Origin of the sequence: Amycolatopsis sp. lyj-109, assembly GCF_046548995.1 — a bacterium.
GTDB lineage: Bacteria > Actinomycetota > Actinomycetes > Mycobacteriales > Pseudonocardiaceae > Amycolatopsis.
The window spans coordinates 182,046-203,711 of record NZ_JAJPWR010000001.1 but is presented as its reverse complement, the minus strand read 5'-3'; the positions used below and the strand labels follow the sequence as shown (position 1 = coordinate 203,711).

20 protein-coding genes are annotated in these 21,666 nt (G+C 71.7%); 7 read left to right on the top strand and 13 right to left on the bottom strand.

Annotated elements, in window-relative coordinates; translation table 11 throughout:
- Positions 1-16: 16 nt before the first annotated feature.
- The 3 genes from ACLJQF_RS00895 to ACLJQF_RS00885 are packed head-to-tail and all read right to left on the bottom strand — an operon-like array spanning position 17 to position 2,914.
- Positions 17-763, bottom strand: coding sequence for an SDR family NAD(P)-dependent oxidoreductase (locus ACLJQF_RS00895; RefSeq protein WP_410606254.1), 747 nt, complete (start codon positions 761-763; stop codon positions 17-19).
- On the bottom strand, positions 756-2,060 hold the full coding sequence (locus ACLJQF_RS00890; protein WP_410606253.1) for an enolase C-terminal domain-like protein: 1,305 nt from the start codon (positions 2,058-2,060) through the stop codon (positions 756-758). Before ACLJQF_RS00890 ends, ACLJQF_RS00895 begins: the two co-directional genes overlap by 8 nt.
- A gap of 2 nt (positions 2,061-2,062) precedes the next feature.
- Positions 2,063-2,914, bottom strand: a complete 852-nt coding sequence (locus ACLJQF_RS00885; RefSeq protein WP_410606252.1) for a fumarylacetoacetate hydrolase family protein — start codon at positions 2,912-2,914, stop codon at positions 2,063-2,065.
- A gap of 207 nt (positions 2,915-3,121) precedes the next feature.
- Between ACLJQF_RS00885 and ACLJQF_RS00880 the strand changes: the two genes are divergently transcribed.
- Positions 3,122-4,342 carry a multidrug effflux MFS transporter gene (locus ACLJQF_RS00880; RefSeq protein ID WP_410606251.1) on the top strand — a complete coding sequence of 407 codons (1,221 nt, stop codon included), beginning with the start codon at positions 3,122-3,124 and terminating at the stop codon, positions 4,340-4,342.
- Between the two features lie 14 nt (positions 4,343-4,356).
- Here ACLJQF_RS00880 and ACLJQF_RS00875 read toward each other — a convergent pair whose 3' ends face one another.
- On the bottom strand, positions 4,357-4,623 hold the full coding sequence (locus tag ACLJQF_RS00875; protein WP_410606250.1) for a hypothetical protein: 267 nt from the start codon (positions 4,621-4,623) through the stop codon (positions 4,357-4,359).
- Between the two features lie 54 nt (positions 4,624-4,677).
- Between ACLJQF_RS00875 and ACLJQF_RS00870 the strand changes: the two genes are divergently transcribed.
- The gene (locus ACLJQF_RS00870) at positions 4,678-5,397 is read left to right on the top strand and encodes a MerR family transcriptional regulator (RefSeq protein WP_410606249.1); all 720 of its coding nucleotides are present in this window, start codon (positions 4,678-4,680) and stop codon (positions 5,395-5,397) included.
- Here ACLJQF_RS00870 and ACLJQF_RS00865 read toward each other — a convergent pair.
- Positions 5,390-6,613, bottom strand: a complete 1,224-nt coding sequence (locus ACLJQF_RS00865; protein WP_410606248.1) for an NAD(P)/FAD-dependent oxidoreductase — start codon at positions 6,611-6,613, stop codon at positions 5,390-5,392. The two genes, ACLJQF_RS00870 and ACLJQF_RS00865, sit on opposite strands and share 8 nt — an antisense overlap.
- A gap of 206 nt (positions 6,614-6,819) precedes the next feature.
- Here ACLJQF_RS00865 and ACLJQF_RS00860 point away from each other — a divergent pair, with 206 nt between their 5' ends.
- The 3 genes from ACLJQF_RS00860 to ACLJQF_RS00850 all read left to right on the top strand — a co-directional run bounded on the left by ACLJQF_RS00860 (position 6,820) and on the right by ACLJQF_RS00850 (position 11,213).
- Positions 6,820-7,020, top strand: a complete 201-nt coding sequence (locus ACLJQF_RS00860; RefSeq protein ID WP_410606247.1) for a hypothetical protein — start codon at positions 6,820-6,822, stop codon at positions 7,018-7,020.
- A 123-nt stretch (positions 7,021-7,143) separates the two neighbouring features.
- Entirely contained in the window at positions 7,144-9,123 is a 1,980-nt protein-coding gene (locus tag ACLJQF_RS00855; RefSeq protein ID WP_410606246.1) for an SDR family oxidoreductase, read from the top strand.
- Positions 9,124-9,434: 311 nt separating this feature from the next.
- On the top strand, positions 9,435-11,213 hold the full coding sequence (locus ACLJQF_RS00850; protein WP_410606245.1) for a hypothetical protein: 1,779 nt from the start codon (positions 9,435-9,437) through the stop codon (positions 11,211-11,213).
- A gap of 93 nt (positions 11,214-11,306) precedes the next feature.
- On the opposite strand, the gene ACLJQF_RS00845 is transcribed toward ACLJQF_RS00850, so the two are convergent.
- Complete coding sequence (locus tag ACLJQF_RS00845; RefSeq protein WP_410606244.1) at positions 11,307-12,629, bottom strand: PLP-dependent aminotransferase family protein; 1,323 nt, start codon at positions 12,627-12,629, stop codon at positions 11,307-11,309.
- A 70-nt stretch (positions 12,630-12,699) separates the two neighbouring features.
- On the opposite strand from ACLJQF_RS00845, the gene ACLJQF_RS00840 reads away from it, so the two are divergent.
- Entirely contained in the window at positions 12,700-13,356 is a 657-nt protein-coding gene (locus tag ACLJQF_RS00840; RefSeq protein ID WP_410606243.1) for an O-methyltransferase, read from the top strand.
- 1 nt (position 13,357) lies between these two features.
- Here the strand turns inward: ACLJQF_RS00840 and ACLJQF_RS00835 are convergent, their stop codons facing one another.
- Complete coding sequence (locus tag ACLJQF_RS00835) at positions 13,358-15,202, bottom strand: transglycosylase domain-containing protein (RefSeq protein WP_410606242.1); 1,845 nt, start codon at positions 15,200-15,202, stop codon at positions 13,358-13,360.
- Between the two features lie 78 nt (positions 15,203-15,280).
- Entirely contained in the window at positions 15,281-16,006 is a 726-nt protein-coding gene (locus tag ACLJQF_RS00830; RefSeq protein ID WP_410606241.1) for a FadR/GntR family transcriptional regulator, read from the bottom strand.
- A gap of 164 nt (positions 16,007-16,170) precedes the next feature.
- Between ACLJQF_RS00830 and ACLJQF_RS00825 the strand changes: the two genes are divergently transcribed.
- Complete coding sequence (locus tag ACLJQF_RS00825; RefSeq protein ID WP_410606240.1) at positions 16,171-16,392, top strand: hypothetical protein; 222 nt, start codon at positions 16,171-16,173, stop codon at positions 16,390-16,392.
- A 72-nt stretch (positions 16,393-16,464) separates the two neighbouring features.
- On the opposite strand, the gene ACLJQF_RS00820 is transcribed toward ACLJQF_RS00825, so the two are convergent.
- The 5 genes from ACLJQF_RS00820 to gcvT are packed head-to-tail and all read right to left on the bottom strand — an operon-like array spanning position 16,465 to position 21,601.
- Positions 16,465-17,832: an L-serine ammonia-lyase gene (locus ACLJQF_RS00820; RefSeq protein ID WP_410606239.1), complete on the bottom strand. Its 1,368-nt coding sequence runs from the start codon at positions 17,830-17,832 to the stop codon at positions 16,465-16,467.
- 14 nt (positions 17,833-17,846) lie between these two features.
- Complete coding sequence (lipA, locus tag ACLJQF_RS00815; protein ID WP_410606238.1) at positions 17,847-18,848, bottom strand: lipoyl synthase; 1,002 nt, start codon at positions 18,846-18,848, stop codon at positions 17,847-17,849.
- Positions 18,845-20,119: a serine hydroxymethyltransferase gene (glyA, locus tag ACLJQF_RS00810; protein ID WP_410606237.1), complete on the bottom strand. Its 1,275-nt coding sequence runs from the start codon at positions 20,117-20,119 to the stop codon at positions 18,845-18,847. The genes lipA and glyA overlap by 4 nt, the downstream gene beginning before the upstream one ends.
- Positions 20,119-20,496 carry a glycine cleavage system protein GcvH gene (gene gcvH / locus ACLJQF_RS00805; RefSeq protein ID WP_410606236.1) on the bottom strand — a complete coding sequence of 126 codons (378 nt, stop codon included), beginning with the start codon at positions 20,494-20,496 and terminating at the stop codon, positions 20,119-20,121. Before gcvH ends, glyA begins: the two co-directional genes overlap by 1 nt.
- 13 nt (positions 20,497-20,509) lie before the next feature.
- Positions 20,510-21,601, bottom strand: coding sequence for a glycine cleavage system aminomethyltransferase GcvT (gene gcvT, locus ACLJQF_RS00800; protein ID WP_410606235.1), 1,092 nt, complete (start codon positions 21,599-21,601; stop codon positions 20,510-20,512).
- Positions 21,602-21,666: the final 65 nt, after the last annotated feature.

Sequence of the window (21,666 nt, the reverse complement as noted above, 5' to 3'; positions counted from 1 at the left end):
CGGGAAATCAAGTCTTCTAGTCGTGGTTCACGGGTCCGCGAGGACGCAGGCCGTACATGCCGCCGTCGACCGCGAGGGCGGTGCCGGTGGTCGAGGCGGAAAGGGGGCTGGCGAGGTACACGATGGCGTTCGCGACCTCGCCGGCGGTGACCAGCCGGCCCATCGGCTGGCGGGCCGCGAGGGCCGCGCGTTCGGCCGCCGGGTCTTCGGCGGCGTCGAGGAGCCGGCCCACCCACGGGGTGTCCGCCGTGCCCGGGCACACGCAGTTGACGCGGATCTCATCGGGCAGGTGGTCGGTCGCCATGGCCAGGGTCAGCGAGAGCACCGCGCCCTTGCTGGCCGAGTAGAGCGCGCGGTTGGGCAGGCCGGCCCAGGCCGCGATGGAGCAGGTGTTGACGATCGCCGCGGACGGCGAGTTCCTGAGGTGCGGCACCGCGGCGCGGGCGAGCCGGACCATGCCGACGACGTTGACGTCGAACACGCGGTGCCATTCGTCGTCGCCGTTGGCGGTGACGTCGCCCTGCGCGCCGATGCCGGCGTTGTTGACGAGGATGTCGAGACGCCCGAAGCGCTCCACGACGGCGTCGATGGCCGCGCGGACTTCGGCATCGGAGGAGACGTCGCAGCGGATGCCGTCGTCGCCCGGCTTCAGATCCAGGACCGCCACCTGCGCGCCGCGTTCGGCCAGCAGGTCCGCGGCGGCCTTGCCGATGCCCGAGGCGCCTCCGGTGACGGCGGCCACCAGGCCCTCGAATTCACTCACGTGCGGTCTCCGTCCACTCGGGACCGTCCGGGAACCGGAACCGGCGCAGCGTGGCGTCGTGCATGCGCGCGGAGAACCCGGGGGCGGTCGGGGCGAGGTACCGGCCGCGCTCGACGACGGCCGGGTCGGTGAAGTGCTCGTGCAGGTGGTCGACCCACTCGATGGTGCGGTCGGTGTCGGTGCCGGACACCGCCACGAAGTCGAACATCGAGAGGTGCCGGACGAGCTCGCAGAGCCCGACGCCGCCGGCGTGCGGACACACCGGGACGCCGAACTTGGTGGCCAGCAGCAGGATCGCCAGGTTCTCGTTGAAGCCGCCCACGCGGGCGGCGTCCAGCTGCAGCACCGAAATGGCGTCCGCCTGCAGCAGCTGCTTGAAGACCACGCGGTTCTGGACGTGCTCGCCGGTGGCGACCTTGATGGGCGCAAGGGCTTTCGCGATCGCCGCGTGGCCGAGGACGTCGTCCGGGGAGGTCGGTTCCTCGATCCAGTACGGGTCGTACGGCGCGAGTTCGGTCATCCAGTCGATCGCGGCGGAGACGTCCCAGCGCTGGTTGGCGTCGACGGCGATCCGGATGTCCGGGCCGACGGTCTCGCGGGCGAGCTTCATCCGGCGGACGTCGTCCTCGAGGTTGCCGCCGACCTTGAGCTTGATCATCTCGAAGCCGTCGGCGACGGCCTGCTCGGCCAGCCGGACGAGCTTCGCGTCGGCGTACCCGAGCCAGCCGGGTGACGTGCTGTAGCCGCGGTAACCCTTCGCCTCCAGCTGCTTCGTGCGTTCGGCTCGCCCGGGTTCCGCGCGACGGAGGATGTCCAGGGCCTCGGCCTCGGTGAGCGCGTCGGAGAGGTACCGGAAGTCGACCAGGGAGACGAGCTCTTCGGGTGTCATCCGCGCGGCGAACTGCCAGACCGGCAGCCCGGCGCGGCGCGCGGCCAGATCCCACGCGGCGTTGACCACCGCCCCGACGGCCATGTGTGCGACGCCCTTTTCCGGGCCCAGCCAGCGGAACTGCGAGTCGCCGACGAGCGTGCGGGACAGGTCGCCGAGCGCCGCCGCGTCCTCCGGGACGTCGCGGCCGACCACGTGCGGGGCGAGCGCGCGGATCGCGGCGGCCTGGACGTCGTTGCCGCGGCCGATGGTGAACGCGAGGCCGTAGCCGTCCGGGCCGCCGTCGGCGTGCAGCACGACGTAGGCGGCGGAGTAGTCCGGGTCGGGGTTCATCGCGTCCGAGCCGTCGAGCTCCTTCGACGTCGGGAACCGGACGTCGAGGACCTCCATGCCGATGATCTTCGCCATGGTCAGGCCTGCCTCGCGGTCTGGCGCTGCCGCCCGAGGCCGTCGATCTCGAGCTCGATCACGTCGCCGTCGCGCAGGTACGGCTTCGGGTCGGGCTGCCCGAGCGCAACGCCTTCGGGGGTGCCGGTGTTGATCAGGTCGCCCGGCCGCAGCACCATCACCTGGCTGAGGTGGTGGACGATTTCGGCGACGCTGAAGATCATGTCCTTGGTGGACGAGTCCTGCTTCTTCTCGCCGTTGATCCACAGCCGCAGGCCGAGGTCCTGCGGGTCGGGCACCTCGCTCGCCGGGATCAGCGCCGGGCCGAGCGGGTTGAAGTTCTCGCAGGACTTGCCCTTGTCCCACTGACCGGCGCGGAACTGCAGCTCGCGCTCGGAAACGTCGTTCGAAACGACGTAACCGGCGACGTACTCCAGGGCCTCGTCGACGCTCTCGAGGTAGCGGGCGGTCTTGCCGATGACGACGCCGAGCTCGACCTCCCAGTCGGTGCTGACCGACCCGCGCGGGATGAGGACGTCGTCACCGGGCCCGACCACGACGTCCGGTGCCTTCATGAAGACGACGGGCTCGGTGGGCGGCGTCGCGCCGGTCTCCTCCGCGTGGCGGCGGTAGTTCATGCCGATGCAGACGACCTTGCCGGGCTGGGCGATCGGCGCGCCGACGCGCAGGCCGGTCTCCGAAGCGGCCGGCAGCTCACCGGCGGCGAGCGCCGCGGCGGCGCGCGCGATCCCGTCCGCGGCGAGGAAGCCACCGTCGATGTCGGCGGTGAGGCCGCCCAGTTCGTAGGTCGTGCCGTCGCCGGCCCGCACGAACGGACGCTCACTTCCCGGCTCCCCGAGACGCACAAGCTGCACGGATGTTTCCCTTCACCCACACCGACCAGACATCCGATGTATATCGCAGTCGAGACCGCCGATCCAGAGCAATCGCCGAATCGGTCGCAAAATTGATCGGATCAGTGTGGGTTAATGGCCGGGTGACCACGGGGTGTCACCGCTCACAGCCGGAATAGCACCGAGGCTCTCCCCGCTGCTCCCCGACGAGGGGACGAAAGGACGCGCATGACCATCACGGCGGAACGTACCGCGCCGAGCCGGCGGGCGCAGCTGAAGTTCGTCCTCGTCCTCGGCGGCCTCACGGCGTTCGGACCCCTGTCGATCGACATGTACCTGCCCGCGTTGCCGCGGATGGCGACCGACCTGCACGCGGCGGACAGCACGGTGCAGCTGACGCTCAGCGCGTTCATCGCCGGGCTGGCCCTGGGCCAGCTGGTGCTCGGGCCCCTGTCGGACGCGGTGGGCCGCCGGGGCCCGCTGCTCGCCGGGCTCGTGCTGTACGTCGCCGGCTCGGTGCTGTGCGCGGTGAGCCCGGACGCACTCCTGCTGGTCGCGGCCCGGTTCGTGCAGTCCCTCGGCGCCGCGGCGGGCATCGTGATCGCGCGCGCCACGGTCCGGGACCTGTTCGAGGGCACCGCGATGACGAAGTTCTTCTCGACCTTGATGCTGGTCAGCGGGCTGGCACCGATCCTGGCGCCGCTGATCGGCGGGCAACTGCTGAACTGGACGTCGTGGCGCGGGGTGTTCGTCGTGCTGACGGCGTTCGGCGCACTGCTGCTGGCCGTGGTGGTGTTCTTCCTGCCGGAACCGTCCGCTTCCCGGTCTCCGCTGCGGCTCGGCCAGGTGATGCGCACCTACGGGCGGCTGGCACTGGACCGTTCGTTCGCGGGATACGCCCTGGCGTCGGGCCTGCTGTTCGCGTCGATGTTCGCCTACATCTCGGGCTCGTCGTTCGCGCTGCAGGGCGTGTACGGGCTCAGCCCGCAGGCGTACAGCGTGGTGTTCGGCGCGAACGGCGTCGGAATCGTCCTGGCCGGCCAGCTCAACGGGCGGCTGGTGGGCCGGGTGTCCGAGCGGGCACTGCTGCGGTCCGGGCTGCTGCTCGGCGTGGCCGGTGGCGCCTTCGTGCTGGCTTCGGTGCTCTTCCGGGCGCCGCTGGCGCTGCTCCTGGTGTCGCTGTTCCTGCTGGTGTCGAGCATCGGCTTGGTGATGCCGAACGCGACTTCGCTGGCGCTGGCTTCGCACGCGCGCTCGGCCGGGGCGGCTTCGGCGTTGCTCGGCGTCCTGCAGTTCGTGGTGGGCGCGGCGGCGACGCCGCTGGTCGGCCTGGGCGGCTCGGGGACGGCGGTGCCGATGGGCGTGACCATGGCGGGGTTCGCCGCGCTGGCGCTGGTGGCCTACCTGACTCTCACGCGTCCGACACCCGCCCTCGTGAGTGGTAATTAGGGTTAGAACCCTAATTACCACTCACGAGGGGCGGACAGGAGGCGTTCCAGCTCGTCGGCGGCAGGCTCGTGGCCGGCGTCGGCGATGCGCTGCAGCTCCAGGAGGTCCTTCGCGGCCACCGCGCGGCGGGTGAGCAGTGCCCCGGCCCGGTCGCAGCCCTCGTCCAGCAGCTCGCTCAGCTCTTCGACGTCCCCACGGGCGTCGGCGAGGTCGGCGAGCCGGTCCAGGGCGGTTTCGTTGCCCTCGTCGGCCAGCGCGCGCAGGGTCTCGTGGTCGGTCATGCGACCAGCATGCAACCTTGCCCCAGGGGCAAGGTCAAGTGCGAAGATGGCCGGGTGCTCACCATCGGACAGCTCGCCGGGTACGTCGGGGTGACGACCAAGACCATCCGCGTCTACCACGCGAAAGGCCTGCTCCCCGAGCCGGACCGCGACGCGTCCGGCTACCGCCGCTACCGCGCCTCCGACGCGGTCGAGCTGATCAAGGTCCGCACGCTCGCCGAGGCCGGCGTCCCGCTGGCCCGCATCCGCGAGCTCCGCTCCGGCGACGGGCTCGCGGCGGCACTGCGGCAGATCGACGACGACCTCGCCGCGCGGATCGCCGGCTTGCAGGCCACCCGCTCGCGGCTGCACCAGCTGGCTTCCGGCCGGTTGTCTCCCCTGCCGGACGCGGTGGTGGCCTACCTCGGCCGGCTGCCGGGCCTCGGGTTCAGCGAGCGCTGGGTGGCGCTGCAGCACGACCTCTGGACCCTGGTGTTCGCCACCCACCCGGAGACGGCGCTGAGGAACTTCCGCGACCAGGAGGCGATGGTGGCCGATCCGGCGCTGCTCTCACTGGTCCTCGAGTACGACCGGGTGCACGACCTCGATCCGCACGACCCGCGCGTCGACGCACTGGCCGGGGAGATCGCCGCCGCCACCCGGGCGCGCTACGGCCCGGAACTGCCTGCGTACGAACAGGGATCGGCGATCCCGGCGCTGGTGCAGGGTGCGGTGAACGCGTCGTCCCCGGCCTGGCGACGGCTCGACACCTTGCTGCGAGACCGGCTCAAGTGAGCGACGCCAGGTCCGCCGTCTTCAGCTGCTCCGCCGTCACCTTCGCGCGGCCGTCGACCAGCGCCCCCAACGCGTCTCCGTCGTCCCACATGTTCACGTTCATCGCCGCCGCCACTTCGCCCTCGCGCAGCCAGAACGCCGTGAACTCGCGGGCGGCCAGGTCGCCGCGGATCACCAAATCGTCCGAGGCCGGGTCCGCCAGGCCGCGGTACTCGCAGCCCAGGTCGTACTGGTCGGTGAAGAAGTACGGCGAGGCCAGGAAGGGTTCGTTCTCCCCCAGCAGGTTCTGCGCCACGTGCGTGCCCTGGTCCTTCGCGTTCGCCCAGTGCTCCACGCGGACGCGGCGGCCGAACCGCGGGTGGAAGTGGGCCGCGATGTCGCCCACCGCGTAGACGTCGGGCGCCGCCGTGCGCAGGCCCGCGTCCACGGCGATGCCGCCGTCGTCGGAGAGTTCCAAGCCGGCCGCGTGGGCCAGCTCCACCCGCGGGGCCGCGCCGACCGCGATCAGGACCACGTCCGCCGTCAGTTCTTCGCCGTTGCCGAGGCGGACGCCGCGGACGCCGTCCGGGCCGCCGGTGATCTCCGCGACCTGCTCGCCCAGGCGGTAGTGCACGCCGTTCGAGACGTGCAGGTCCCGGAACACTCCGCCGACCGTCTCGCCGACCACGTTCGCCAGGGGCACCGGGACCGGGTCGACGACCGTCACCTCCGCGTTGTGCGTCCGGGCCGCCGCGGCCGCCTCCGAGCCGATCCAGCCGGCGCCGACGATCACCACGCGCTCCGCCGCCGCGAACGCCGAGCGCAGCTTGAGCGCGTCGTCGAGGGTGCGCAGCGTGTACAGCCCCGGCAGGTCGCCGCCGGGGACGGGCAGCCGACGCGGCCGTGAGCCGGTCGCCAGCACCAGCCGGTCGTAGGGGTATGCGCCGTCCGCGTCGTCGAGGACCTGCCGCGCGCCGAGCTCGATCCGGGTCGCGGTGACGCCGGCCCTGAAGCTGATGTCCTTCTCGGCGTAGAACTTCTCTTCGTGCACCCAGTCGGGTTCGTCGGCGTTGCCCAGCAGCACGCCCTTCGACAGCGGCGGCAGCTCGTACGGGCGGTGCGGATCCGAGCCCAGCAGCAGGATTTCGCCGCTGTAACCGCGTTCGCGCACCGCGGCCGCCGCGGACGCCCCACCGAGGCCCGCACCGACGATGACGATCTTCCGCGGTTCCGACATCCATACCTCCCGCAAGACGGCTGCTGAACCGGACGCTACTCCCGAACCGGCTACGGCACGACCCCGGGAACTACGCCGAAAACCCGCGAAGCGCAAGACAAAACCCGCGAGTAGGCAGATCGGGTGAACACGCGTCATAGCACCGCCGGGGTCCGCTCCCACCCTCGCACGGAGCACGACCACGACAAGGAAGTGAGGCAGCGACCATGAGTCGGGGCGAGTGGTCGATCGGCTGCCGGGATCTGGCCGGCCGGCGCAGGGACGTGACGGTATTCGTCAGCAACGACAAGGTGGTGCTGGTCGCGCCGCCGGGAGAGGCGGCAGTGCTCGGGCCGCTCGACGTCGGACGGCTGCGGGCCGCTCTGCGGGACGCCGTCGTGGCGACGGCGGACGAAAACGAAACCTGATCGGGGGTTCCGAGGGGGCGCAGCCCCTTCGGCGGGGTCCGGGGTCCGACCCCGGATGACACTGACAACTATCGTTCCTACTTATCAGTAGGTTAGAGTCCGTCCCGACTGAAGGGACCGGCCATGACGACCTACTTCGTGACGGGCGCGACGGGATTCATCGGGAAACGCCTGGTCGCGCGGCTGCTCCGGCGGCCCGAGACGTCCGCGGTGTACGCGCTGGTGCGGGAGACCTCCCGCGAGCGCCTGGCCGGCCTGGCGCGCGACTGGCCGGGCGCGGACAAGCTGCACCCGGTGCTCGGCGACCTCGCCGAACCCCGGCTCGGCGCCGATCCCGCCGGGCTGCCCCACCTCGACCACGTCGTCCACCTCGGCGCGATCTACGACCTGACCGCCGGCGAGGAGGCCAACCGGCGCGCCAACGTCGAGGGCACCCGCCACCTGCTGGCCTTCGCCGCCGCGGCGCGGGCCGGGATGGTGCACCACGTGTCGTCGATCGCCGTCGCCGGCGACCACGCCGGGCGGTTCACCGAGGCCGACTTCGACCTCGGCCAGCGCTTCGGCTCGCCGTACCACGCGACGAAGTTCCAGGCCGAAAAGCTCGTCCGCGAGCAGTCGCTGCCCTTCCGCGTCTACCGGCCCTCGGCCGTCGTCGGCGACTCGCGCACCGGCGAGATGGACAAGGTCGACGGGCCCTACTACTTCCTGCCGGCCATCTCGCGGCTGGCCGCCCTGCCCGGACGACTCCCCCTGGCCGCGCCCGATCTGGGCGCGACGAACCTGGTGCCGGTCGACTACGTCGTCGAGGCGATGGAACACCTGATGCACCGGGACGCGCCTTCGGGGACGACCTACCACCTCGCCGCCGCGCGCCCGCAGTCGCTCGACTCCGTCTACAACGCCTTCGCGCGCGCCGCCGGCGGGCCGGTGATCCGGGCCGTGCTGCCCGCCGGGCCGTCGGGCGCACTGCGGCGTGCGGGCGGCCGCCTGGCGCACGCGGCCGCGGCCGGCATCGATCGGCTGCCCGGCGGCCGGGGCGCCCGCGCGGCGGTTCTCGAAGAGCTCGGCATTCCGCTGGCCGTGCTGCCGCACCTGACCATGGACGTCGTCTTCGACACCGCGCGCACCACGACCGCGTTGTTCGGCAGCGGCATCGAACTCCCGGAGCTGCGCGACTACGCGGCGCCGCTCCACCGGTACTGGCAGGCCCACCTCGACCCCGACCGCGCGCGCCGCACCCACGGCCTCGCCGGGCGCACGGTGCTGATCACCGGCGCGTCGTCCGGGATCGGGCGTGCGTCGGCGCTCGCCGTGGCGCGCAAGGGCGCGAAGGTGATCCTCGTGGCCCGCCGCGCTTCCGAACTCGAAGAGGTGCGGGCGGAGATCCTCGCGGCCGGCGGCACCGCCGCGGCGTACCCGTGCGACCTCACCGACGGCGACGCGGTCGACGCGCTCGTCAAGGACGTGCTCGGCGACCACGGCGCGGTGGACGTGCTGGTGAACAACGCCGGCCGGTCGATCCGGCGTTCGGTCGCGCTGTCCACGCAGCGGTTCCACGACTTCGAGCGCACGACGGCGATCAACTACTTCGGGCCGGTGCGGCTGATCCTCGGCTTCCTGCCGTCGATGGCCGCGCGCCGGTTCGGCCACGTCGTCAACGTGACGACCCAGGGCCTGCAGACCGACACCCCGCGCTTCTCGGCCTACCTGGCTTCGAAGGCGGCGCTGGAGGAGTTCGGGCTGACGGCCGGGCGCGAGACGCTCTCGGACGGCGTCACGTTCACGTCGGTGCGGATGCCGCTGGTGCGAACGCCGATGATCGCGCCGACCGGCTACCGCGGGATCCCGTCCAGCAGCCCGGAACGCGCCGCGGCGCTGGTGGTCAGGGCGTGCGAAGAGCGGCCGGAAATCCTCAGCCTCCCCGAAGGGCGCGCCGCCGAACTGGCGACGCTGGCCGCGCCCCGGCTCGCCCGGTTCGCCGCGCACCTCGCCTACCGGGCGATGCCGGAGTCCGCGCCCGAAGCGCGCGGCCTTCCCCACCGGTCCGCGCCGGCGTCGGTCGCGGCGACGGTGACCCGGCTTATCTGGCGCCGTCGTGCCTGATTCCCGCGAATTCCGCCGAAACGGTGGCAGACACGCGAGGGTACTTCTACCCTCGCGCGAGTCCCGTACACCCGTGCGGGCCTAAACTGGGGAGTTCGAAATGCCGGCATTCAGCGTATTCAGCACCGGGCAACGCAGCGCCGTGAACGACAAGACGGCGGTGATCGGCACCGCGCGGCGCACCCTCGGGTGACGTCCCGCGAACGCCACCCCGGGTTCCCGGGGTGGCGTTCGCACCGGCCCGCGGGTGAGGTGCCCCGGCCGCTACCATCGCTTCCCGGGCGTGATCGTGAGGGAAAGGCGGGCGGGGCGTGGACGTGGCGAGTCCTGCGCAAACCGTCACGACGCCGGCGCCCCGGAAGCAGATCCGGCCGCTGCTGCGCTGGAGCATCCACGCCGGCTGGGTGCTGCTGCTCGCGCTGGCCACCGAACTCCGCGTCGGCCGCTTCGGCTTCCACCCCTCCGACCAGGGCTTCATCCTCGCCCAGGCGTGGCGCGTGCTGCACGGCGAAGTCCCGCACGCCGACATCATCTCCGCCCGCCCGCTGGGGTCGGCGGTGCTGCACGTCGCCGACTTCGCGCTGCCGATGCCGCTGTTCTTCGGCTCCGGCTTCCTGGCCATGATCGAGATCATCGTGGCCACGATCGCGTTCGCCACGCTGGTCACGCGGCGCCGGGTCCTGGCGTGGGGCCCGGGGATGACGGCGCTGGTCGCGGCCGCGTCGCTGATCAACCTCAACGCCTTCCCGTTGATGGCCTGGCACACCGTGGACGGCATCTTCCTCACCGCGTGCGGCGCCTGGGCCCTGGACGTGGGCCTGGGCGGCGATCGCGCCCTCGCCCGCCGGGGCGGGCTGGTGCTGCTCGGCTGCGCGGTGCTCGTCAAGCAGAGCTTCGTGCTGGCCCCCGTGATCGGCGTGTTCTGGCTGTTGCTGCACCCGGCGACGCGGGCGGGCACGCGCCGCGTGGCCCGGCTGGTCCTCGACCTCCTCGCGCTGGGAGCGCCCGGGCTGGCGTACGTGACATGGGTGAGCCTCGGCGGCGGCTTCACGGAGATGGTCGAGCAGCTCACCGGCGGCTTGCCCGCGTACGGCGAGCGGCTGCTCGGACTCTGGCTCGACGACCCCGGAGTGCTGACCAAGCCGCCGGTCCGGGAGCTGGGCTTCTTCGCCGCGATCGCCGTGGTGCTCCTGGCCGTCCGGGTGCCCGGCGACCGGCTCGGCGTCGCGGGCCGGGTGGCCACCTGGGTGCTGGTGCTCGCCGGGGGCGCGGCGGTGGTCTCGACCGTGGCCGAGGGCCGGTTCACCGGGTCCACGCGCTGGGCGGACGTCCTGTGGTGGATCGTCGCGGTCAGCGTGCCGGTGAACGCGGCGGTGCGGCGGAAGCTGCCGTGGCCCGGGCTGCTCGTGCTCGCCACCGGGTTCATGATCAGCCTGTCCTGGGGCAACGACACGCCGACGCTGCTCTGCGGCACCCTCGCCCTGACGACGGTGCTGCTGCTGGGCGAGCTGGTCCCGCCCCGGCCGCGGCCGGTCCCTCGCTGGGTGACGGCGACCGCCGGGTGTGCAGCGATGGCGGTCTGCGGCTGGGTCGTCGTCGCCCAGCACGACCGGGCGGCCTACCTCGACGTCGGCCACGAGCGGCTGACCGAGGACCTCGGTGCGGTCACCCCGGCGATGTCCGGCATCCGCACGAACCCGTCGACGTTCACCTTCGTCCGGCAGATCCGCGACTGCCTGGACCGCTTCCCGGCCGCCCGGACGGCGATCCTGCCGGACAGCCCGTTCGCCTACCCCGCGTTCGGCCTGCGCAACCCGTTCCCCCTCGAATGGCCGCTGCCGCTGGAGGTCGTCGGCGACGCGCCCGAGCGCATGCTCGCGACGGCGGACCGGCTGAGCCGCGAAGGCGGCTACCTGGTTCTGTTCCAGACGGATTCGTACCGGATGCTCGCGACGGGCGGCCCGGTCCCGGAGTCGATCCCGGCGGACACCCCGGTGTTCGACTACCTCGGCCTGGAGAAGGCGATCCAGGCCCGGCTCACGGGGCGGACCGTGACCTGCGGCAGCTTCGTGGGCAAGTACGCACCCTAGCGCCGTGCGCCCCAAGGCGGCCTTCGGTGCGTCTGACGCACCTAAGGTGGCCTTCGGTGCGTCTGACGCACCGAAGGCCACATTGGGGCGCTGTCAGTCGGCCAGCAGGTCGTCCGGGCTGCCGCTCGCCAGCTCGGCCAGGACGTCGAGGGCCGCGGCCAGCGTCGCCGCCGGCGGAGCCGACACCGCGATCCGCACCGCGTTCGGCGCGTGGCCCGGCAGCACCGCGAACGCCGCCGCCGGGGACAGCGCGATCCCCCGGCGGGCCGCCGCCGCGACGAACGTCTCCGCCCGCCACCGCTCCGGCAGTTCCCACCAGCGGTGGTACGACGCCGGGTCGCCGCGCAGGCCCGGGAGCTTCTCCTCGACCACGGCGGCGCGCGCGGCCGCGTCACGGCGTTTCGCCGCCTCGATCCCGGCCAAGGTGCCCGTCACGATCCACTGCGTCGCCGCCTCGACGGCGAACCGGGACGCGCCCCAGGCACCCGAACGCACCGACGACGCCAGCCGCGCCGTCCAGGCCGGCGGTGACACCAGGAATCCCGCCGTCAGGCCCGGCGCGATCCGCTTGGACAGGCTGTCGACGAACACCGTGCGCTCCGGCGCGTACGCGGCGAAGGGGCGGACGTCGTCGCGCAGGAACGTGTAGATGCCGTCCTCGATCACCGGCAGGTCCAGGCGGCCGGCGACCTCGGCGAGCTCGGCCCGGCGGGCCGGCGGCATCGTCGTGCCGAGCGGGTTGTGCAGCGTCGGCTGGACGTAGAGCGCGCGCACCGGACCGGCCGCGGCGAGCGCCGCCGGCACCAGCCCCGACTCGTCGGTCTCGATCGGCACCAGCTCCACGCCCAGGCGCGACGCGAGGGCCTTCACCACCGGGTACGTCAGCGACTCGACCGCGAGCCGCTCGCCCACCGGCACGAACGCGGCGATCGAGGCCGCCAGGGCCTGCCTGCCGTTGCCGGTGAACAGCACCGTCGCCGGGTCCGGTCGCCAGTCGCCGCGGGCGAGCAGCCCCGCCACCGCCTCGCGGGCCACCGGGGTGCCCGCCGCGCCGATCGGGTGCAGGGCCGCGGTCAGGACGTCCTCGCGCAGCAACGGTTCCAGTGCCCGCGCCAGCCGTGCCGACTCCGCCGGCAGGACGGCGAAGTTGAGCTCGAGGTCGACGCGGGCGCCGCCGGGCTCGGCGAGCGCGGGTTCGGGCGGTGGCTTCGCCGCACGGACGAACGTGCCGCGGCCGACCTCGCCGACGGCCAGGCCGCGCCGGACGAGCTCACCGTAGACACGGGCCGCCGTGGAACCGGCGATCCCGCGCTCCCGCGCGAAGCGGCGCTGCGGCGGGAGGCGGTCGCCGGGGCGAAGGCGGCCGGCTTCGATGTCGGCGGCGAGGGCGTCCGCGACGACGCGGTAGTCGTCCATGCCTGCCTCCCGCCGGAAACGTCGTCGGCGAGCATGATCCCATCCGGGCTAGATTGGCGGTGGAGGTGCCATGACCGACCAGACCTGGACCGAAGTCGACGACTACCTCGCCGGCGCGCTGCTCGCCCCCGACCCGGTGCTCGACGCCGCACTGGCCGACGCGGACGCCGCGGGGCTGCCGCAGATCGCCGTCGCGCCCAACCAGGGCAAGCTGCTCAACCTGCTGGCCCGGCTCGCCGGGGCGCGCACGATCCTGGAGATCGGCACGCTCGGCGGGTACAGCACCATCTGGCTCGCCCGCGCGCTGCCGCCCGGCGGCAAGCTCGTGACCTGCGAATACGAGCCGAAGCATGCCGAGGTGGCGAAGGCCAACCTGGCGCGGGCCGGCTTCGGCGAAGACGTCGCCGACATCCGCGTCGGCGCCGCGCTCGACACGCTGCCCACGCTCACCGGGCCGTTCGACTTCGTGTTCATCGACGCCGACAAGGCCAACCTCGCGAACTACGTGCGCGCCTCGCTGGTGCTGGCGCGGCCGGGCACGGCGATCGTCGTCGACAACGTCGTCCGGCAGGGCCGGGTGGCCGACGCGGGTAGCACCGACGCGAACGTCCGCGGTGCCCGCGAGATGTTCGACCTGCTGGCCGCCGAGGACCGGATCGACGCGACCGCGGTCCAGACCGTCGGCGGCAAGGGGCACGACGGGTTCGTGCTGGCCCTGGTCCGCTGATTCACCGCGGCGGGCGGCCGGTCGCCGCGGTGAAGGCACGCCAGATGTCGGCCGGGACGAGGTCGCCGGTCAGCTTGCGGCCGCTCGCGTCCTTGAGCCGCCGGTCGTCGTCGGTGCCGATCCAGACCGCCGTCGCCAGCTGCGGGGTGTAGCCGACGGCCCAGGCGTCCTGGTAGTCCGGGCTGTTGCCGTGCTCCGCCTCGCCGGTGCGCAGCGCCGCCGGGCCGTCATCGGTGCGCAGCGCCGCGGTGACCTCCGCGGCGACGCGGCGGCTGGTGCCGTCGTCGCCGAACGCCGGGCTCGAGGTGTCCTGGTGCTCCCAGACGACCGCGCCGCTTTCGTCGCGGACCTTCGCTACCAGGTGCGGGGTGGCGCGCCGGCCGCCGGCGGCGAAGGTCCCGTAGGCGCCCGCGACGTCCAGCGGCCGCAACGGATACCGGCCGATCGCGATGCCCGGCCCGATCAGGAAACCGTCCTTCTCGCGCAGCGTCGGGACGCCGTCCACGGCGTCCGGGATGCCGGCTCGCCGGGCGGCTTCGCTCACCGCCTCCGGGCCGAGTTTCTTCGCCAGCGCGACGAAGGTGCCGTTGGCGTTTGTTTCGACCGCCCGGCGCGGGGTGCACTTCTTGCCGCAGACTTCCGGGTACTGGAAGTTCTCGCCGAGGAATTCGACCTTCGAAAACGCCGGGATCGGCTGGTCCGGGCCGAAGCCGTGGAGCAGCGCCGCGGTGAACGTGAACGGGTGGAACGCCGAGCCGAGCGCGTGCGGGGTGCTCGCGTAGTCGCGGACGCCCTGGTCACCGCCCTGGTAGGCGCGGACGGCCCCGGTCGCCGGGTCGATCGCGACGACGGCCCCGCGGAACTCCTTCGGCTCGCCGTTCAGCCTGTCCCGCAGGGCTTTCTTCGCGGCGTCCTGCCGGCTGCGGTCCAGCGTCGTCTCGACGGTCATGGTCCCCTGCTGGAGCCGGCCGAGCGGGAAGCCGTCCTGTTCCAGTTCGGCGAGGACCTGCTGCTTGAGGTGGAACTCGTCGTAGCTGACGCGGCCGGCGCGGGTCTCCGACGGCGGCTGGATCTCGGTGGCGGGGTAGGACATCTCCCCGGCGCTCTCGACGTACCGCCGGCTCACGAGCTTGTCGCGCACGTACTGCCAGCGCCGGGTGGCGTGGACGTCGCCGGACGCGGCGGGGTCGTGCACCGACGGGGACTGGATCATCCCGGCGAGGAAGGCGGCTTCGCTCCAGGTGATCGAGTTGTCGAGCTTCCTCCCGAAGTAGGCGTTCATCGCGGCCGCGGGGCCGAACGTGCCGCGGCCGAAGGAGATGATGTTGACGTAGCTTTCGAAGATCTGTTCCTTGCCCTGTTCCTGGGTGATCTTCGTGGCCAGCACGAGCTCGGCGAACTTGCGCCCGAGCGTCGCGTCTTCGTCGCCGGTGGACTTTTTGATGTACTGCTGGGTGATCCCGGACCCGCCGCCGACGCCGGTGAGGAACGCGCGGCCGATGCCGGTCGGGTCGAAGCCCTGGTTGTCCCAGAAGGTCGGGTCCTCAGTGGCGATGATCGCGTCCCGCAGCTTCGCGGGCACCTGCGAGTAGGGGACGAACGTCCGGTCGCCGTCGGCCGGGATCACCTTGAGCAGCTCGGACCCGTCCGCGTACTGCAGGACGACGGTCTTGCGGAGGCCGGCCAGCACCTCCTGGGGGCTGCGGACGTCGAGCACGAGGTAGACGATCCAGAAGGCGATCAGCGGGCCGCCGACGAGGACGCCGAGCGTCCAGCCGGCGATCCGCCGGACGCGGCGCCACGTCGAGGTGTCGGGCTGGTCTTCGTTCTCGGTCGGCAAGGTCACGAACGGATGACGACCGGACGGGTGAGAAGGTTCTGCGGAAGCCTGTTCGAATCCTGTGAAGATTGAAACTGTCGAAATTCAGGACAGGAACGCGCGCAGCAGCGAGGCCGTGCCTTCGATGTGCTCCGCCATCGCCCGGCGCGCGGCGGGCGCGTCGCCGGCCAGTATCGCGTCGACGATCGCCTCGTGCTGGGCGTTCGAGTGCTCGAGGTTGGGCGGGAGCAGGGGGATCCGGTCGAGCAGCTGGTTGACGCGGGTACGGGCGTCGGCCATCGCGGTGGTCAACGAGCCCGACGCGGTCACCTCGGCGATGGCCAGGTGCAGCCGGGAGTCCTTGCGGCGGTAGTCGTCGAGGTCCGCGCCGGCGGCCTCGGCGAGCGTGCCGGTGAGGTGCTGCCGGTCGGCCGGGCTCAGCGACCGCGCGGCGGCCATCTCGGCGGCGCCGGTCTCGAGGACGTAGCGGAGGCTCAGCGCGTCTTCCAGCGAGACGGCGTCGACCTTGCCGCTGGGTGACCGCTCGGCCGGAGAGGGCAGGCTTTCGTTCACGAACGTGCCGCCGTAGCGCCCCCGCCGTGACTCGACGTAACCGGCGTCGGAGAGCGCCCGGATGGCCTCGCGCAGCGTGACGCGGCTGACCCCGAGCCGTTCGGCGAGCTCGCGTTCGGACGGGAGCCGCTCCCCCGCGCCGACGACGCCCAGCCGGATCGCCTGCAGCAGCCGCTCGACGGTCTCCTCGAAGGCATTGCCGGTGCGGACCGGCCGGAACAGCGCTTCGCCGGCATTCACCACCGAGGTCGACTCCATCCCGCGAGTCTAGGCGCTGTCCGGCCGGCCACGGGCGGCCGCGGATCCGGGGCGGCCATCACCCTGTGTTTGCTGGAGGGCGCGTTTGCTGGAGGGTGTGTTTGCTGGAGGGAGTGTTCGCGGTACGGAAAACCGGTGGCACCCGGCAAGCACTCTCGGCGACGATGGGGCCACCGACACCGAACATCGACGCAGGGGGCGATCCGGTGCACTTTCTGATGGCCGAGGACCTGGTCCACGAACGGGAGGGCGAGCTGCGCCGCGGCGTGCGCAACCGCCCACCGGGCCGGGCGACGCCTCGCCGCCGCGCGGGGACGAGGAAACAACAGCTCGGGTGGACGCTGGTCGAGGTCGGCTTGAAACTGGCGGTCGAGCCGGAAGACTGAACCCCTCCGCGCCGCTTTCACGTGAAAGCGACGGGGTTCCGGCGCCGTAGCTTTCACGTGAAAGCTACGGCGTCAGCACTCGATGACGTTCACCGCCAGCCCGCCCCGGGCTGTCTCCTTGTACTTCACGCTCATGTCCGCGCCCGTCTCGCGCATCGTCTTGATCGCCTTGTCCAGCGTCACCACGTGGCTGCCGTCGCCGCGCATCGCCATGCGGGCCGCGTGGATCGCCTTCGAAGCCCCTACCGCGTTGCGCTCGATGCACGGGATCTGGACCAGGCCGCCCACCGGGTCGCACGTCAGGCCGAGGTGGTGCTCCACCCCGATCTCCGCCGCGTTCTCCACCTGGGCCGGGGAACCGCCCAGCACCTCCGTCAGTGCCGCCGCCGCCATCGCCGAGGCCGAGCCGACCTCGCCCTGGCAGCCGACCTCCGCGCCCGAGATCGAGCCCGTCTGCTTGAGGATCGAGCCGATCGCGCCCGCGGTGAGCAGGAACGTCACGATGCCGTCGTCCGACGAGTGCCGGATGAAGCGCTGGTAGTAGTGCAGGACCGCCGGGATGATGCCCGCCGCGCCGTTGGTCGGGGCCGTCACCACGCGGCCGCCCGCCGCGTTCTCCTCGTTGACCGCCAGGGCGTACAGGCTCACCCAGTCCATCGCGTACAGCGGGTCGTCCGCGCCGTCCTCGGCCAGGAGCTTTTCGTGCAGCGCGCGGGCCCGCCGCGGGACTTTGAGGCCGCCGGGAAGGACGCCTTCGTGGGTGCAGCCGTTGCGGACGCACTCCGCCATGACCGCCCAGATCCGCAGCAGCCCGGAACGCACCTCTTCGCGAGAACGCCACGACAGCTCGTTCGCCAGCATGATCTCGCTGATCGGCAGGCCGGTCGTCGCGCAGTGCCCCAGCAGGTCCGCGCCGGTGCGGAACGGGTACGGCACCGGTGTCGCGTCCTCGACGAACACCGTGTCCGTCTCGTACGACTCGTCGCGGACGAAACCGCCGCCCACCGAGTAGTACGTGCGTTCGCGCAGCAGCGAACCCGCGGCGTCGAACGCGCGGAAGACCATGCCGTTCGGGTGCGCGGGCAACGACTTGCGCCGGTGCATGGTGAGGTCGTTGTCCTCGTCGAACGCGATCTCGTGTGTGCCGGCCAAAACCAGCCTGCCGGACTCGCGAATCGACGCGACCTTGCCCGGCACGGTGTCGGTGTCGATCGCTTCGGGACGTTCACCGGACAGCCCGAGCAGGACGGCTTTGTCGCTGCCGTGGCCGAACCCGGTCGCGCCGAGCGAGCCGAACAGCTCGGCCTGGACGCGGGACACCGCGGTGAGGTCCGCGCCGAGTCCGTCCACAAAGGTCAGTGCCGCCCGCATCGGCCCGACGGTGTGGGAGCTCGACGGGCCGATGCCGATGGAAAACAGGTCGAAGACGCTGATCGCCATTGATCCGCCCCTTCCTATCGCGCCAGCAAGGAGCTGGCTTCTTGCGCGGCCGGGCCCTGGTCGGCGAGGTGCTGCAGGTTCGCCGGCAGCTCTTCTCCACGGTAACCCTTGGTCTGGGCGTAGAGCCGTCCGGCGCGGTAGGACGAGCGCACCAGCGGCCCGGCCATCACCCCGGCGAAGCCCATCGCCTCCGCGGCCTGAGAGTGCTCGACGAACTCCTCCGGCTTGACCCACCGGTCCACCGGGTGGTGCCGCGGCGACGGACGCAGGTACTGCGTGATCGTCAAGATCTCGCACCCGGCATCGACCAGGTCCTGCATCGCCGGCGCCACCTCGTCCGGGGTCTCACCCATCCCGAGAATCAAATTGGACTTCGTCACCAAACCGGCCTCACGGGCGGCCGTGATGACTTCCAGGGACCGAGCGTAGCGGAATCCCGGGCGAATGCGCTTGAAAATCCGCGGAACTGTTTCCACGTTGTGCGCAAGCACCTCCGGCCGCGACCCGAACACCTCCGCCAGCTGCGCAGCATCCGCATTGAAGTCCGGAATCAGCAATTCGACCCCGGTACCGGGATTCATCGCGTGGATCTGACGCACGGTCTCCGCGTATAGCCAGGCGCCACCGTCGGGCAGGTCGTCCCGCGCGACACCGGTCACCGTCGAGTACCGCAAGCCCATGGCCTGCACGGACTCCGCGACCTTCCGCGGCTCCGACGTGTCCAGAGCCGCCGGTTTCCCGGTGTCGATCTGGCAGAAGTCACACCGCCGGGTGCACTGGTCCCCGCCGATCAGGAAGGTGGCTTCCCGGTCTTCCCAGCATTCGTAAATGTTGGGACAACCAGCCTCTTCACAGACCGTGTGCAAACCCTCGCGGCGAACCAGACCCTTGAGCTCGGTGAACTCCGGCCCCATCCGCACCCGCGTCTTGATCCACGGCGGCTTCTTCTCGATCGGCGTCTCGCTGTTGCGCACCTCGAGACGCAGCAGCTTCCGGCCTTCGGGCTGGGCGCTCATCGCGAAAGGTCCGCGTACAGCGGGTGCTTCTTGGCCAGGGTCTCGACGCGGTCGCGGAGCGTGGCCCGCACGGCGTCGTCGAAGTCCGCCTTCAGCGCCTCGGCGATGACGTCGGCGACCTCGGCGAAGTCGTCGGCCTGGAAACCGCGGGTGGCCAGCGCCGGCGTGCCGATCCGCAGGCCGGAGGTGATCATCGGCGGGCGCGGGTCGAACGGGACGGCGTTGCGGTTGACCGTGATGCCGACCTCGTGCAGCCGGTCCTCGGCCTGCTGACCGTCCAGAGTGGACTCGACGAGGTCGACGAGCACCAGGTGGACGTCGGTGCCGCCGGTCAGCACGCGCACACCGGCGTCGGCGCAGTCCGACCGGGACAGGCGCTCGGCCAGGATCCGCGAACCTTCGAGGGTCCGCTGCTGGCGCTCCTTGAACTCCTCGCTCGCGGCGATCTTCAGCGCGACGGCCTTGGCCGCGATGACGTGTTCGAGGGGCCCGCCCTGTTGACCCGGGAACACCGCCGAGTTGATCTTCTTCGCCAGCTCTTCGCGGCTGAGGATGAGCCCGCCGCGCGGGCCGCCGAGGGTCTTGTGCGTGGTCGTGGTGACGATGTCGGCGTGCGGCACCGGCGACGGGTGCAGCCCGGCCGCGACCAGCCCGGCGAAGTGCGCCATGTCCACCATCAGGCGGGCACCCACGAGATCCGCGATCCGGCGGAACTCGGCGAAGTCGAGCTGACGCGGGTAGGCGGACCAGCCGGCGATGATCAGCTTCGGCTCGTGCTCCACGGCGAGGCGCTCGATCTCGGCGAGGTCGACGATCCCGGTCTCTTTGTCGACGTGGTAGGCGACGACGTTGTAGAGCTTGCCCGAGAAGTTGATCTTCATCCCGTGCGTCAGGTGACCGCCGTGCGCCAAGTCGAGGCCGAGGATCGTGTCGCCCGGCTTGAGCACGGCGAACATCGCGGCCGCGTTGGCCTGGGCGCCGGAGTGCGGCTGGACGTTGGCGTGCTCGGCACCGAACAGGGCCTTCGCGCGGTCGATCGCGAGCTGCTCGACGACGTCGACGTGCTCGCAGCCGCCGTAGTAACGGCGGCCGGGGTAGCCCTCGGCGTACTTGTTGGTCAGCACCGAACCCTGCGCTTCGAGCACGCCCACCGGGGCGAAGTTCTCGGAGGCGATCATCTCCAGGGTGGACTGCTGGCGGGTGAGCTCGTCCGCGACGGCCGCGGCGACCTCGGGGTCGACTTCGGACAGGTGCGCGTCGAAGGTCGTCATCAGTTCTCCTGGGTGAGCGCGGCGTACGCGGCGGCGTCGAGCAGTTCGGGCACGTCCCCGGTCAGACGCACCTTCAGGAGCCATCCTTCGGTGTACGGGTCCGAGTTGATGACCTCGGGGGTGTCCGATGTGGTGCCGTTCACCTCGACGACCTCGCCGGAGACCGGCGCGTACAGCTCGCTGACCGACTTGGTCGACTCGACCTCGCCGAACACCTCGCCCGCGGTGATGGCCGACCCGGCGTCGGGCAGCTGGACGAACACGATGTCACCGAGCGATTCGGCGGCGAAGGCGGTGATGCCGACGGTGGCGACGCCGCCGTCGACGCTCAGCCACTCGTGTTCCTTCGTGTACTGCAGGTTCTCGGGGATGCTCACAGCTGGGAGTCCTTTACGCGCGGGAGTAGAAGGGCAGGGCGACGACCTCGACGGGCTCGATCCTGCCCCGGATGTCGACGGACAGCTCGGTGCCGGGCTCGGCGTACGCCCGATCGACGTACGCCATGGCGATCGGGTAACCCAGCGTCGGCGACAGCGCGCCGCTGGTCACCTCGCCGGTCTCCGTGCCATCGGCCAGGACCGGGTAGCCGTGCCGCGGGGCGCGACGGCCGGCGCCTTTGAGCCCGACCCGCACGCGCGGGACGTCGGCCTTGGACCGCTCTTCGAGGGCGGCGCGGCCGACGAAGTCACCCGGCTTCTCGAACTTGACGACGCGGCCGAGCCCGGCCTCGAACGGGCTCTGCTCGACGGTGAGTTCGTTGCCGTACAGCGGCATCCCGGCTTCGAGCCGAAGCGTGTCGCGGCAGGCCAGGCCGGCCGGGACGAGCCCGTGCGGCTCGCCGGCTTCCAGCAGCAGGCGCCACAGCGCGGGGGCCGCGTCGGCGTCGACGAACAGCTCGAAGCCGTCTTCGCCGGTGTAGCCGGTGCGGGCGAGCAGGACGTCGTGGCCCTTCACCGACGCCGGGACGCCGGCGTAGTACTTCAGCGCATCCAGGTCGGCGTCGGTCACGGCACCGACGATCGCCGCGGCGTTCGGGCCCTGGACGGCGATCAGCGCGGTGGTCTCGGACCGGTCGTCGACAACGGCGTCGAAGCCCGCGACCCGCTCTTCCAGCGCGTCCGCGACGACCTGCGCGTTGCCCGCGTTCGCGACGACCAGGTAGTGCTCGTCGGCCAGGCGGTAGACGACCAGGTCGTCCAGGACGCCGCCGTCGGCGTTGCAGATCATCGTGTACCGCGCCCGGCCCGGCTTGACCCCGGTCAGGTTGCCGACCAGCGCGAAGTCCAGGACGTCCGCCGCCTGCTTGCCGGTGACGTGGATTTCGGCCATGTGCGACAGGTCGAACAGCCCGGCCGCCTCGCGGACGGCCTTGTGCTCGGCCAGCTCGCTGGCGTAGCGGACCGGCATCGACCAGCCGGCGAAGTCGGTGAACAGCGCACCGAGTCCCTTGTGGACTCCGTGCAGGGAGGTTTCGCGAGACATGGGAAAAATTGTCGCCTTCCGTAGGTGGTCGTGAGTGGTAATTAGGGTTCTAACCCGAATTACCA

Coding starts and splice junctions, on each gene's coding strand:
- ACLJQF_RS00890 (WP_410606253.1), bottom strand. CDS start 2,060: ATGGCGAAGATCATCGGCATGGAGGTCCTCGACGTCCGGTTCCCGACG.
- ACLJQF_RS00880 (WP_410606251.1), top strand. CDS start 3,122: ATGACCATCACGGCGGAACGTACCGCGCCGAGCCGGCGGGCGCAGCTG.
- ACLJQF_RS00875 (WP_410606250.1), bottom strand. CDS start 4,623: ATGACCGACCACGAGACCCTGCGCGCGCTGGCCGACGAGGGCAACGAA.
- ACLJQF_RS00865 (WP_410606248.1), bottom strand. CDS start 6,613: ATGTCGGAACCGCGGAAGATCGTCATCGTCGGTGCGGGCCTCGGTGGG.
- ACLJQF_RS00860 (WP_410606247.1), top strand. CDS start 6,820: ATGAGTCGGGGCGAGTGGTCGATCGGCTGCCGGGATCTGGCCGGCCGG.
- ACLJQF_RS00855 (WP_410606246.1), top strand. CDS start 7,144: ATGACGACCTACTTCGTGACGGGCGCGACGGGATTCATCGGGAAACGC.
- ACLJQF_RS00845 (WP_410606244.1), bottom strand. CDS start 12,629: ATGGACGACTACCGCGTCGTCGCGGACGCCCTCGCCGCCGACATCGAA.
- ACLJQF_RS00840 (WP_410606243.1), top strand. CDS start 12,700: ATGACCGACCAGACCTGGACCGAAGTCGACGACTACCTCGCCGGCGCG.
- ACLJQF_RS00830 (WP_410606241.1), bottom strand. CDS start 16,006: ATGGAGTCGACCTCGGTGGTGAATGCCGGCGAAGCGCTGTTCCGGCCG.
- ACLJQF_RS00825 (WP_410606240.1), top strand. CDS start 16,171: ATGGGGCCACCGACACCGAACATCGACGCAGGGGGCGATCCGGTGCAC.
- ACLJQF_RS00820 (WP_410606239.1), bottom strand. CDS start 17,832: ATGGCGATCAGCGTCTTCGACCTGTTTTCCATCGGCATCGGCCCGTCG.
- lipA (WP_410606238.1), bottom strand. CDS start 18,848: ATGAGCGCCCAGCCCGAAGGCCGGAAGCTGCTGCGTCTCGAGGTGCGC.
- glyA (WP_410606237.1), bottom strand. CDS start 20,119: ATGACGACCTTCGACGCGCACCTGTCCGAAGTCGACCCCGAGGTCGCC.
- gcvT (WP_410606235.1), bottom strand. CDS start 21,601: ATGTCTCGCGAAACCTCCCTGCACGGAGTCCACAAGGGACTCGGTGCG.